General features: G+C 53.1%; 10 protein-coding genes and 3 pseudogenes. 6 read left to right on the top strand and 7 right to left on the bottom strand.

Annotated features, from left to right (window positions below):
* Window positions 1-11: 11 nt before the first annotated feature.
* The 6 genes from AB4N82_RS24805 to AB4N82_RS24780 all read right to left on the bottom strand — a co-directional run bounded on the left by AB4N82_RS24805 (window position 12) and on the right by AB4N82_RS24780 (window position 4,065).
* The gene (locus AB4N82_RS24805; RefSeq protein WP_034105538.1) at window positions 12-431 is read right to left on the bottom strand and encodes an ExbD/TolR family protein; all 420 of its coding nucleotides are present in this window, start codon (window positions 429-431) and stop codon (window positions 12-14) included.
* The gene (locus AB4N82_RS24800; protein WP_052211114.1) at window positions 428-1,183 is read right to left on the bottom strand and encodes a MotA/TolQ/ExbB proton channel family protein; all 756 of its coding nucleotides are present in this window, start codon (window positions 1,181-1,183) and stop codon (window positions 428-430) included. Before AB4N82_RS24800 ends, AB4N82_RS24805 begins: the two co-directional genes overlap by 4 nt.
* 41 nt (window positions 1,184-1,224) lie before the next feature.
* The gene (locus AB4N82_RS24795; RefSeq protein ID WP_080758281.1) at window positions 1,225-2,073 is read right to left on the bottom strand and encodes an energy transducer TonB; all 849 of its coding nucleotides are present in this window, start codon (window positions 2,071-2,073) and stop codon (window positions 1,225-1,227) included.
* Window positions 2,070-2,387, bottom strand: coding sequence for an STN domain-containing protein (locus tag AB4N82_RS24790; RefSeq protein ID WP_252994208.1), 318 nt, complete (start codon window positions 2,385-2,387; stop codon window positions 2,070-2,072). Before AB4N82_RS24790 ends, AB4N82_RS24795 begins: the two co-directional genes overlap by 4 nt.
* 212 nt (window positions 2,388-2,599) lie before the next feature.
* Entirely contained in the window at window positions 2,600-3,556 is a 957-nt protein-coding gene (locus AB4N82_RS24785; protein ID WP_460103421.1) for a FecR domain-containing protein, read from the bottom strand.
* Entirely contained in the window at window positions 3,553-4,065 is a 513-nt protein-coding gene (locus tag AB4N82_RS24780) for a sigma-70 family RNA polymerase sigma factor (protein ID WP_052211108.1), read from the bottom strand. Before AB4N82_RS24780 ends, AB4N82_RS24785 begins: the two co-directional genes overlap by 4 nt.
* Window positions 4,066-4,712: 647 nt before the next feature.
* Between AB4N82_RS24780 and AB4N82_RS24775 the strand changes: the two genes are divergently transcribed.
* The 6 genes and pseudogenes from AB4N82_RS24775 to AB4N82_RS24750 all read left to right on the top strand — a co-directional run bounded on the left by AB4N82_RS24775 (window position 4,713) and on the right by AB4N82_RS24750 (window position 11,843).
* A complete protein-coding gene (locus tag AB4N82_RS24775; protein WP_460103419.1) occupies window positions 4,713-7,187 on the top strand; it encodes a TonB-dependent siderophore receptor in 2,475 nt (824 codons plus the stop codon).
* Window positions 7,188-7,457: 270 nt separating this feature from the next.
* Window positions 7,458-7,547: pseudogene (locus AB4N82_RS24770) on the top strand (hypothetical protein); the annotation flags it as partial.
* A gap of 184 nt (window positions 7,548-7,731) precedes the next feature.
* Window positions 7,732-8,454, top strand: a pseudogene (locus AB4N82_RS24765) (MCP four helix bundle domain-containing protein); the annotation flags it as partial.
* A 24-nt stretch (window positions 8,455-8,478) separates the two neighbouring features.
* Entirely contained in the window at window positions 8,479-9,360 is an 882-nt protein-coding gene (locus AB4N82_RS24760) for a methyl-accepting chemotaxis protein (RefSeq protein ID WP_422121194.1), read from the top strand.
* A 458-nt stretch (window positions 9,361-9,818) separates the two neighbouring features.
* Window positions 9,819-10,979: pseudogene (locus AB4N82_RS24755) on the top strand (HAMP domain-containing protein); the annotation flags it as partial.
* On the top strand, window positions 10,980-11,843 hold the full coding sequence (locus AB4N82_RS24750; RefSeq protein WP_460105165.1) for a methyl-accepting chemotaxis protein: 864 nt from the start codon (window positions 10,980-10,982) through the stop codon (window positions 11,841-11,843).
* Between the two features lie 290 nt (window positions 11,844-12,133).
* Here the strand turns inward: AB4N82_RS24750 and trxB are convergent, their stop codons facing one another.
* Window positions 12,134-13,096, bottom strand: coding sequence for a thioredoxin-disulfide reductase (gene trxB / locus AB4N82_RS24745; protein ID WP_034105525.1), 963 nt, complete (start codon window positions 13,094-13,096; stop codon window positions 12,134-12,136).
* Between the last annotated feature and the right edge of the window lie 76 nt (window positions 13,097-13,172).

The raw sequence follows: 13,172 nt of genomic DNA, 5'->3' as shown, positions 1-13,172 counted from the left end.
TTCCGGTAAGTTCAGGGCGTAGTGGGTTTGGCTTCGGTTACAAAATCGATCTTGCTCAAGCCTCCGCCCTGGGCCGCCGACAAAAGAGTAGCAACGCGCTCGTAGCGCACTTCCTTGTCAGCAAACAGCCGCACATTGGGGACTGGATCTTGAACGGCCGCCACAGCGATTCGCTGTTTGAGCTGATCATCGCTGACCGGCTCCTTGTTCCATAAAATGGAGCCATCGGGCGTGATAGAAACGTCGATGGCGTCGGGCTGCTTCTCCATCGTATGACTATCGGCTTTGGGCAGCTCCAACTTCACCGCGTGATTAATCACCGGCAATGTGATGATGAAGATAATCAGCAGCACCAACATCACGTCAATCAATGGGGTCATGTTGATGTCCGCCATCACATCATCGGCTTCGAACTGCGACCCCATGCTCATGACGTAGTCCTCGCGACCGTCGCGTTGGTGAAGCGCTTATCTGCCGCATTGCTAGGCACTCCAGGGGAGGCTTCTTCAACATTGACCCGCGCACCGGTCAAAAAGTACGCGTGCAGATCGTGTGCAAAGCGTGCCAGCGCGTGACTGACACCTTTGTTGCGACGCGAGATTGCGTTGTAACCGAGCACTGCGGGGATCGCTACAAACAGACCGAACGCCGTCATGATCAGCGATTCGCCAACCGGGCCAGCGACCTGCGCCAGCGACGCGTCGCCGGTGGTTCCGATCACCTTGAGCGCGTGGTAGATACCCCATACCGTCCCGAACAGGCCTACGAACGGCGCCGTACTGCCGATCGAAGCAAGAATCGCCAGCCCCATCTGCAATCGCGACAGATGCTCCTCCAGAACGTCTTTCAGGCATCGCCCCAGCCAATCACTCAAGTCAAAACGACTGTGGAGCTGCGAGCTTTGCTGCTGTTGGTGTGCATTGGCAGCAACACCTACTTGGGCCAAATGCACGAATGGATTGCCTGGGCCAGTGTTCAACTGTTCGACGCCCGCGTCGAAGTTCTCCGCTCTCCAGAACGATGTGACTGCACGGCGCGTCATTCCTCGCAACTTAAGTAACTGTACGGTTTTGATGATCATCACGCCCCAACTCAGCACAGACATGATCAACAGCACTATGGCAATGGTCTTTGAAACCATATCCCCTGTTTGCCAGGCGTAGGCCAACCCTAATTCTTGCATGGTCAATCCTCTCTCATTAGCGCTCGATTACGATCGAGTGGTTAGTTGCTCAGACGGAAGTCAACGGTTTGCACAGCGCGAACCGAGATGGCCTGTCCGCCTTCTACATAAGGGTTGCAAACCGCGCCGCGGACAGCCGCGACAGCCGATTCATCAAGTTCTTCATTACCACTGCTGCGGACCACGTCGGCTCGCTGCACCAGCCCTTTCGGGTTGATCTCAAGACGCACCAACACTTGACCTTCGGCGTGTAAACGTCTTGCCCTGCGCGGATAAGCCGGTGCTGGAACGCGGCACCCTACAGACGGCACATCCTTGGGCGCGGCAGTTGGCAAATCCATCATCTTCGGCGCGACGGGTGCAGATTGCGCTTGGGTAGAGGCAGGGTCAGGCTTGGCTTCACTGGGTGGCGTGGGCTCGACTGGTTTTTGCTCCTGCACCGGAGCCGGTTTTTTTGGAGCAGGTTTGATCACAGGCTTGGGCTTAGGCACAGGTTTGACTTCCTTGGGTTTTTCCACTGGCTTAGGCTTCGGTGGCTCCTGTTCAATGGTGCGGGCCGAGGCGTCGCTGGTGAGCACGGCAGGCGTCGGCGGCGCCTGGACCGGTACTTCCTCAACTGGCGGCTGAATCACGACCGGAGTCGGAGGCGGCATGGCGACCAGACTCACACGTACACTGCTTACGGAAGCAGCTTGCTCCATAGTCAGCTCACGCTTGGTCACCTGTGTGACCAATATAGCCAGCCCGCCCACATGGACTAGAAGCGCCACAGAGAAGGCTGCGATAATGGGCAGCCGATTTTTCTTTGGCTCTGCCGCTTCGATATTGGCGCATGACTCCCAGCCTCGCGCATGAGGAAAATGGCTGCCCGGTAAATTGAGATTGCTCACACGCCTGTCTCCGCTTTTGCATTTCTTATCTTTATATTGCTGGGAAGCAGCTTGAGCGTGCCATTGGCGGTCCGCGACAGCTCAAACCCCGAGGCATCCAGCGCCTGGCGCGCAGCTTCATAACCTGTGAGCTGGCCCCGGACGCTCTTACTGCGCTTTTCAACAATCAAGCCAGGTTCAAAAACGATTACGCAGCCATTGATACGTCCGATATCCAGCAGCGTATTGCTCAACAAGCCAGCATCAATTGCATAGTTGCGATGAGTATCAAGATCACAGGCCAATGCCTCGATGCTGTTGCCCGCGAAGAGCATAACCAGTCCAACGGCTACCAAAGGACTCGACCCAAGCTTGTAAAACGATGCTTTAAGCAAGATGGCAACCGCTCTAAAAGTTATTCTTATTAGTTATGTGCGACGAGAAAGGAAAAGTGACAGTGGTCAGCAGATATTTTTTATGAGAAAGACGCGAAAGTGCGTCGGGGAGGAGGGAGGAGGGGGGGGCGGCGAACGACGCAAAGAGCGGATTAAGCGCCGCTGATGTTTACCCAGTAACCGGTAGTGCGACGAACGACGATAGGCATCGTCTGCGCGAGTGCCTCTATAGCAAAATCTGTATCGTCCAATGGAAACAGGCCGCTGACTCGCAGTGAGGCAGCAGCCGGGTCGAGGCGGACAATGCCTGTGCGGTAATTTCGCAGAGCATCAATGACGACGGAAAGAGGCTGGTCATTGACTTCAAGCACTCCTCGTAGCCAGCTCGATTCGGCCCCAATGGAGACAGGAAATACTCTGAAGCCTTCAGGCCCGAATGTGGCCCCCTGGCCGACCGAGAGTAGTTTGGTGTCACCCCTCGCTGTCGCGCGAACGCCTCCATTCAAGGCCACAACCCTGAAACCGTCGCTCACTTCGCGCAACGAGAATCTGCCATCTTTGACCTCAATAATGGCTCGCCCAATCTGAACAAGAAATGGCTGCTGGGAGGGGGCGACGTTCAAAATCATTTCACCTGACACCAGTCGAATTTTTCTGCTTCCCGACTGCATATCAATGTTGATATTCGCTGCACTGCGTGCGTTGAGCGTCAGCGAACTGCCATCGGACAACTGCAATGTACGGCGCTGAGAGGTGCGGGTAGTCACGTCGGCTAACATGTCGCCGACGGGATAAGTTCGATTGACCAACCACCCCCCCATGGTTCCCACTACCGCGATACTCAGAGCAGTGCGCAAAAACTCTCTTCTTCGTGACGGTGCCAGCAACACGCTGCGGACGCTCTGCGACGATACTGCGGATAAATGCGACGGCATTTTTCCGAGGGTTGATTCAATTCGCGTGCACGCTTGTTCATGTTCGGGTCTTTGCGCGCGCCACGTCAAAAAAGCAGATTCGTCTTCCGCCGTTGCCTCACCTGAGCGCAGGTACACCATCCATTCGATAGCCTGCTCGGCGATACTATCGATTGTGTCGACGCTTTTTTTCATTCAGACGCTGCCAGGTAGCAGCATTTAAGTGCCTTAGCCATATACTGCCTCACCATGCTTGCGGAGACGCCGAGGCGGGACCCGATCTCGGCATAAGTCAAACCATCGATCTGACTATATAAAAAAGCCATTCGCGCTTTCACGGGTAATCCTTCGAGTGCCTTGTCCACAGCCAACAGAGATTCCATCAAAAGATGCTGATCCTCGGGCGATGGATGGGTCGCCGCTGGCATCAGCGCCAAAGCCTCCATGTAGGCGCGTTCAAGATCACGCCGACGTGAAAGCTCATACATGACCCTGTTCGCGATAGTGGTCAACATCGCGCGAGGCTCTTTTACATCTTGCGGAGTGGGCATCGCTGCCAGTTGAGTGAAGGTTTCGCACGCCACATCTTCGGCATTGTGTCGGCATCCCAGCTTGTAACGCAAACGTGCTGCCAGCCAGCTATAGTCGCTGCGGAAGACGACGGTCAAAAAGTCAGATCGAAGCACTGCGTCACTTGCGGCCATGAAAGCACCTGGTCAACGGTGAAAAATTGAGGACTCACACATTTGTAATAAAAATGTGTCAGCGGCAATCACCCAGCAAATTTCAAGCCAATCTCGCGATTCAGCGCCCGCGCAGCCATCGTCATGTGAGTCTGCCAGGCTTAGTGCTCTCAATTGAGGCTCTAAATGAAGGCCAGCACCAATTAAGCGCGAAGAACGTCACCAAAAAACTGTATGCCCGGAATAAAATTCTAATTTGTATGTGTCTGTCGGTTTCGTTACCTAATTTCTCGCGAATCTGTGCAAATAGGATTCAATGTGCCAAAAATACCCAATCTGTGTTTTCTGGGCGGACATCGACTTTGCGCGTGCGCGAACGCTTGGCAGACACCAATGGGCCGTCATACTCATTTTACGTATAGCGGGCTTACTATTTTTCGACGCGTCGCTCAAGAGGTTCTAGCAACCTGCCGAATGCCCGAGGTAGGCATCGAAAAACGTTTCATCGCACGGTCTTGCATTGCACCCATAACCACCGGCGTTAAAGCCGCAAAGTCGCATTCCGCGCAGCAGTACAAAAAGTTTTTCGGTGGTCGGGCTGTCACTTTTTCTCTCTCGTCGCACAGATTAATTGCAAGTACTTATTGAGTGTGTTCGGGGAGAGCAAGATGAGCTTGAAACGTAAGGTGTCACCTTTCAATCTGGCAAGACTGGCGTTGAGCGTAGCCTTAGTTTACGCAGTTGCACCGACTAGCTTTGCGAACTCTGCGTCGGCAAACGCAGTGGTGCAGCGAATGCAGTTCAATATTCCGGCCGGTCCACTGGATCAATCGCTCTTAATGATTGCTCGCCAGAGTGGGAGGGTGATTTCTTTCGATCCAGCGCTCGCAAAAGCCTTCCAGGCGCCGGTAATCAGTGGCCAGCTCACGACTGAACAGGCGATTGCTCAAGCCTTGAAAAACAGCAGTCTGCGGTTAGGCATCACCGGCAATGGGACGCTGACCATTGAGCAGGCACCCATCAGGCCTGCGATTACATCTGCGCCGCCGGTGGCGAACACTGATGCACAGCTTCCCGACATCACCGTCAGCAGTGCCGCGGAGTATGAAGACCGCGAAGTCTACAACCCTGGTAATGCCACTGGCGCTATGCGAGGCAACACGTCGATTCAGGAAACCCCTCGGTCAGTGCAGGTCATCAGCCAGAAATTGCTGACAGATCGCCAAGCCTCATCCCTCGAGGATGCCTTGCGCAGCTCAGGCAGTGTGACTACTTGGGACACCAACCGGGGTACAAAGCAGTTCTACATTCGTGGTTTTGCTATCCCCAATACCAGTACCAACGGTGTTCCAGACGTGGGCACCGGTTCTACCCCCATAGAAGGTATTGATCGTGTTGAGGTTATTAAAGGTCCCGATTCCATCATGACTGGGACCGCGGGATCGTCAGGTGCTATCAATCTTGTTCGCAAGGCCCCTGTCACTGTCCCGCTGCATCAGCTCCGGCTCGATGTCACCGACAAGGGTGAGTTTCAGCAAGCTTTAGACTTGGGCGATGCTATTACTGCGGACAAAGCGTTCAGCTACCGACTCAATATCGTTCACATGCGTGCGCCGGAGAGTGAGCCAGACTACAACGGCACCCGTCGCGACTATATTGCTCCGGTCTTGCGTTGGAAGGACGACAGCACCAGTTTTACTGTGGGTGCAGAGTTCCAGGGTCAACGCCGAGCGCTTGGGCCTGCGACCTATCGATTTGAAGGGAATGTACAGAAACTTTCCAACTACCGCGTTACGGGCAAGGACGACCGTATTGCGTCGGATTCCAAGATTGGCTATTACGAGTTCAGTCATTCGTTTAATGACAACTTAACGTTCGAAAGCAAGGCGACCTATTCCCGAAATGAGTACCAGCTTAATGTGTGGGAGCCCAATGGCGGTGGAGGAGGCGCGCCGGGATATGGACCTAACGGAGAGATTAAATCGACGGGGCTTCAGGCGGGAGCCATCACTTATTCGGCAAGCACGCAGAACAACATTATTTACACCCTGAATACCGGGTTCATTGAGCAAAAGTTACTGGCCGGGGTGGATTACCAACGCTACACCACAAACTCGTTCGACACAGATGTAAGGATAGTGGCTTCAGGAAACATCAATGACGGCACCGACTTTGATTTTCCCAAGTTCGGCTATAAATCGCCTAATTATTATCACACCACTAACTATCTGCAGGTTCAGAAGGGCTTGTTGCTTCAGGATTTGATTAAACTGGGAGATCGGACCCACGTAATGCTCGCAGCGCGCCGCACGTTGTACGATGGACAGTCAACAAACTACCTTCCGAACAACCCGGATGAAATCCCTGCCGAGTTGTTGGGGACAAGCACAAAAGATTCTTTCAAAAGTGCGAAATGGGTTCCAAGTTATGGTGTCAGCTACGACGTAACGCCTGACGTTACAGTTTATGTAAACCGCACCAAGGGATTCCAGGCTAACAACACGCTGGACTCGTCAACCAATACGCCGCTGCCGCCACTAGAAAGTGATTCAAAAGAACTGGGCGTCAAGATCAAGCTGAACGACGATGCGCTGACCTTCACGAGTGCCATTTTTCAGATGGAAGAAACAGGCGTACCCATTACCGATGGATTCGGCCGTACAACAGGTTCTCAGGGGCTCAAGTCTAAAGGCATTGACTTTGATTTGAGTGGTGAGATCGTACCGGGATGGGCGGTCGCCGCTAGCTACACCTACACCCATTTTGCTGAGCCACCTCCATCAGAGGGTTTTGACCCTACGTTTTCTGACACCCCTAAAACCATTGGCCAACCCAAGCACTCGGCCAGTGTCTGGACGTCCTATGAACTGCTCGAAGGTCAGTTGAAAGGGTTCGGCGCCGGTATTGGTGTTAACGCTTTCAGTGCTACGGTTAACGGCAGCCCGAATAATTTCAACTACTTTGATCTGCCTGGAGGCGCACAAACAGATGCATCGGTTTTCTATCGTCAGAAAGACTGGTCGTTGACGCTTGGGGTGAAAAATATCTTTGATCGCACGTTGTACTCGTACTCTAGTACTCCGTTGTACATCGGTGTGCGCCCTGAACGAAATACACGCCTGACCCTCAGTTATGACTTCTAAGCAGCACGAGTAGGAAATGAGATACCGATCACCCTACACGAACACATGATGAAGCCCTATCCCGAAAATGCCCCGATATGATAGGGGTATTTTCGTTTATACGAGCCACAAGCACAATCTTTCGTCACCACCCGGCTACTATGGCCTTCAACCGGAGCTATTTAATATCAAGCTTTGGAGAAAGCGTCATTCCTCTATGTATTACTTTGTTCGCTGGGTAATCGATCTCGTCCTCTCCTGGTATGTAATCAAAGTAAACAACCATTTCTTAAAAGCGGTCAGCCCATCTGGCTGGAAGCCACCTACAACCCGGTATATGACACTGAATGGACGCTGTGCAAGGTAGTAAAGTTTGTATCGATAAATGTTATGGGCTCTAAATCACCGAATGGTTCCGGATAATATTTTGGTGGTTACATCTAGAAACATAATTGCTCAAGCGAAAGGTTAACTTTTTCAGGTCGCCTGGCATTGTTCGACGAACGGTACTTAAGATCACGTCTTGAGTGACGACATAGCTGGAAATATAGACGAGGCTACAATTATGATGCTGCGTAAATTCAACCTTGCTCCACGTTCAGCTCTGTGTTTCGGTTTTTTTTGCCTTATGATTATTGCGTTGGGGATAGTTGCCCTCAAGCAGGCGTCTAGTTTGAAGGCGTCCGAAAGCTTTGTGGAAAATAATGTCGTACCCAGCATATCTATACTCGGAGTAATTGACAGAGAGTTCGTAAGCATCAGAGGTAGCAATGCACGTTTGCGTAATCCCGTAGAGCCAGAAAGCCGTAAAGCCCAAGCTCTTGAAGAATTGAAGAGGGCTAGAGTTAATATCCAGAACTCTTTGTCGAGCTTGCAGCCTTTCATCGTAACGCCACTGGGTAAACAGAAAATTGATGAGCTTTCAAAAAGCCTCGCCAGCTATCAGATAGTACAAGATCAATACTTGTTTTTTGTTTCTTCGGGCAATTTAGACGAAGCGGTTAAGCTTTCCGGTGAGTCGATGAAACAATCTGCTGATGCTGTTGAAATCGACATTAAAGATCTGATAGGTGTTAACAATAATAAAGCTAAAAATGCCGGAGAAGAGGCGAGCCTGATTTATGAGCAAGCTAAGTTTATCGTTGGCGGTTTCATATTGGTTAGCACGATGGCCGCTATTGCAATAGCTCTAATGTACACTCGAAGTATTACTGGCCCGATCAACCAGTCACTTGCCATCGCGGAGCGTATCGCTGAAAACGATCTCACTGGGGTTATCGACGCTCAAGGGCACGATGAAGTGGCTAGGCTTATGCGGGCGTTAGGTGCAATGCAGCAGGGGTTGCGGAATACGCTTACTTTAATATCTGATTCTTCCAACCAGTTGGCCTCAACTTCTGAAGAAATGCATGCTGTCACCGAAGACGCAAATAAAGGCATGCTGCGTCAGAATAATGAAGTAGAAATGGCGGCTACTGCCGTAACCGAGATGAGTGCCGCTGTGGAAGAGGTGGCTAGAAATGCATCCTCAGCCTCTGAGGCAGCCAATCGATCCAACTCCGCCGCATTGGCTGGTCGTGCCCGCGTCGATGAAACCGTGCATGCCATTAGTCTGATGGTCGCAAATGTTGAAGATGCATCGCAAGAGGTACAAGGGCTCGCCGTCATGGCCACAGACATTAGCAAGGTTTTGGACGTGATACGCGCTATCGCAGAACAGACTAATCTTCTTGCGTTGAATGCGGCTATCGAAGCTGCGCGTGCCGGAGAGGCTGGTCGAGGCTTCGCAGTAGTCGCTGATGAAGTCAGAGCTCTGGCTCATCGTACACAGCAATCAACCAGTGAAATTGAGCAGATGATCAGTTCAATTCAAAAAGGCACGGGATCTGCTGTATCGGCAATGGCTCACACGAACACCCAAGCTCAGAAAACGTTGGATACTGCTCAAGGTGCCGGTTCCGCGTTGGTGGAAATTACCGAATCTATCGACAATATTACTGAGCGCAACGTCCTGATTGCGACCGCATCGGAAGAGCAAGCTCAGGTTGCCAGGGAGGTAGATCGCAGCTTGGTGAGTATCCGTGACCTTTCAAATCAAGCGGCAGAGGGCTCCAGTCAAACGGCTATTGCAACATCCGAACTCACGAAGCTCGCGGTTGAATTAAACAGGTTGGTCAAGCAATTTCAAATGTAGAGATAGCCCTCTTTACTGGAAGGTTGCATGCATAGGATCTGCGCCAATTTCATCAAGAATAGCTCTATACGAGCGATCAAGATGCTTGACCTATGATCCAGATACGGGCGCCGTCGCTTACCTTGCTTCGCTGCTGGTGTATTGATGGGAGACAAACTACCTCCAGCACAGGTCAATCCACCAGCTACCCCAGCGCTTCCCTTTCAAACTTTTCCCTGTAGTAGTGATGGCTCAGCGACATCATTGCTTTCAAAGCGTTCCAAGGTTGTACAAAAATAAATAAATGTACAACTCTTCATAAAGTTTGCAATCTCAATGCCGACACGATGTCTGAAACGTTTAATTACATAAAACGTCATTAGCCGAATGAGCCAGATAGAGCCAGGCATTCGAGAAAATGGAGTGTTCTCAACCACACATCTACTACAAACCGTCCCATTCCGGGCTGTGAGAACTCCATGAACATCCTTGCTCCTGCCGTACACCTGGCCGACCGGTTACGCTTCTCCGCGAAATTCGGTGTGCTCGCCATCATCGTCCTAATCCCTTTGGTTCTGCTTGGTACGCGCGTCATCCATCAGATCAACGCAAGCCTTGAGGTCATTCGCTCGGAACAACTAGGCCAGCGTTACCTATTGGAGATAACGCCTTTACTGCGTTTATCGATGTTGCAACGCGCACTCACCAACCGCTTGCTCGGCGGTGACAGCACCGCTCAAGCCGATCTATCGGCCAACCAGTTGAAGTTGGAGGACGCATTTTCGAAACTGGCCGCAACCGACGGGCAGCTCAACACACAGCTGGAAACCGGTGATCGAGTGCAGCGCCTGCACGCTGGGGCGCAGCGTTTGATTGAGCTGGCGAAAGCGGATGCCAACCAGAGCGCGATCTTCGATGACTGGAACGATCAGCTCACCGAAACGTTGAACTTCGTGTACTACGTATCGGCCACGTCGGGCATGGTGCTGGATGAAGATTACGCATCGTTGTTCTTGATCGATCAGAGCACCTTGAGGCTGCCACGACAAATCAATATCGTCGGGCAATTGCGCGGGCTGGCCAGCGGGCTGCATGACGGGCAAACGTTGAATGCGGGTACGCGTAGCGTCATCAAGTCGATGCTCAAAAACGAGTTACTCATCCATAAAGAACTGCAGCAAAGCCTGGCACTTTTGCGTAGAAGAGAACCCGCCCTCGCCGACAGTATTCAGGCGCCGATCACCCGTGCTTTTACCAGCCTGGACAGCTTCCGCGCCGACCTCGAAGTATTGATTGACGCGCCAAGCGACATCATCAGCGGCGTGCAGAACTTGCCGGGCAAAGGCAATGCGGTGGTGGCTGAGTTGTACAAAGCGCAAGACACGCTGCAAGACGCACTGCTGAATGCGCTTGAACGCCGAGTTCAGGAAAAAACGTCGGAACGCCTATTCATTCTCGGCATGTTTGTCGTTCTTGGCCTGTTGCTGGTGTATGTGTTCAGCGGCATCTACAGCGCCATGCGTCGCACTATCAACGATGTGTTGATTGCCACCCAACTGATTGCTCAGGGCGACCTGAGCGTGCGCATTCACGTGCGTGGCAAAGATGAAATGGCCGATGTGGGCAACGGCCTTAACCATATGGTGCAGGCCTTTAGCTCTTCGCTGGCTCAGGTTGAGCGCAGTTCACAATCGGTCTCCGACGCGGCTGAGCGAATAGGTGTGTCGATTGACCGGGCTAAGCGGTCCATGAGCGCCCAGCAAAGCGAAACCGAACAAGTCGCCACGGCCATCAATGAGATGACCACCAGCGTTGCGGACGTGGCGCAAAACACCGAGGGTGCCGCCCACGCCGCCGAGCACGCCAGCCAATCCTCCAACGCCGGCCTGGCAAAGATGCAGGAAACCCGCGTGACCATTGAAGCCCTGGCGGATGAGGTGGAGCGCAGCGCGCAAAAGGTCTCGGCGCTTGCGCAACACAGCCAGCAGATCGGTGGCGTGATAGAGGTGATCCGTAACATCGCTGATCAAACGAATCTGCTGGCGTTGAACGCCGCCATTGAGGCGGCCCGCGCCGGCGAGCAGGGTCGAGGATTCGCGGTGGTCGCCGACGAGGTCAGAACGCTGGCCTCGCGCACACAAAACTCCACCGAAGAGATCCGCCGGATTATCCAGGAGCTGCAACTGGCGACAGGCGACGCCGTCGAGCAAATGAAAGCGGGCAAGCTGCGCGCGCAGGAGTGCATCGAGTCCGCTGATCAGGCCTCGGCCAGCCTGGATGCAATCAATGACGGCGTTGAGCAAATCGTCGGCATGAACACCCAGATAGCCAGCGCGGCGGTTCAGCAGCACGCGGTCTCGGAGGATATCAATCGCAATGTGACCGAGATTCGTAACGGCAGTGTGGCGCTGATGGACGGCATAGAGGACAACGCGGTGACTGCGCAGGAGCTCTCGCTGCTGGCAGGAGAACTGCGAACTGTCGTTGCGCGTTTCACGCTTTAGCCGGCACAGGGAAAGGGGCAACTCCTATTTATGGGTTGCCCTAGCCTTTGCTTATGCGCCCACCGATAGCGCATTGAGCCAAGTCACATGTTGTGAGACAAATATTACTTCTCGCCTGAAATTTTTTCGCCTATTGACCCAGAGTAGCGCTAAGTGCCTGCGAGTTGGGATTTTAGCCATAACGAAAAACGCTCCCTACATTCCTGTAGGGAGCGTTTGCTTTGATCGCCGCGCAGACTTTTATATCTTTGCACAACCTCTAGCGTTGGCGTTTCAACTCGGCGCGCCGATCAGAGCGAAGCACTTGCCAGGCCATCCAAGTAACGTTCGGAGTCCAGGGCCGCCATGCAACCTGCGCCAGCAGAAGTGATCGCCTGACGATAGACGTGGTCCGCTACGTCACCGGCCGCGAATACACCTTCAATACTGGTCGCTGTCGCATTGCCTTCACGACCGCCTTGCACCACCATATAACCGTCTTTTAGTGCCAGTTGGCCTTCGAACAGCGATGTATTCGGCGTATGGCCGATAGCGATGAACACGCCGGCCAGCTTTAGCTCGCTGCTGCTGCCATCGTTATTCTTCAGGCGTGCGCCAGTTACGCCCATCGCATCACCCAATACCTCTTCCAGTGTGGCATTGAGCTTAAGCTCGATCTTGCCTTCGGCAACGCGTGCGTGCAGCTTGTCGATCAGGATTTTTTCGGCTCGGAAAGTCTCGCGGCGATGGATCAACGTAACTTTGCTGGCGATGTTGGCCAGGTAAAGCGCTTCTTCGACTGCCGTGTTTCCGCCCCCTACGACGGCAACTTCGCGGTTGCGATAAAAGAAACCGTCGCAGGTCGCACACGCCGAAACACCTTTGCCCATAAAAGCTTCTTCGGAGGGCAACCCGAGATAACGCGCACTGGCACCAGTGGCGATAATCAGCGCATCGCAGGTGTACGTTCCGTCGTCACCCGTAAGCGTTAGCGGTTTGCTGGCCAGATCGACCGCATTAATGTGATCAAACACGATTTCAGTCTCAAAACGCTCTGCGTGTTCTCGCATGCGCTCCATCAACATGGGGCCGGTCAATCCATGCGGGTCGCCGGGCCAGTTGTCGACTTCGGTCGTGGTGGTCAGCTGGCCGCCGGCCTGCATGCCAGTGATCAACAATGGACTCAGATTGGCGCGGGCTGCATAGACCGCAGCACTGTAACCGGCAGGGCCAGAGCCCAGAATAATGACCCTGGCGTGTTTGACTTCAGACATCTAGTGACTCCTGTTCAGGGGGTAGGCCCCTTTTTGTTGTTTTGACTTGGTTGACCTAATGGCCACCTGACGTTCA

This window comes from Pseudomonas sp. H1_D04, assembly GCF_054683855.1.
This window is presented reverse-complemented; position numbering and strand designations above follow the sequence as displayed.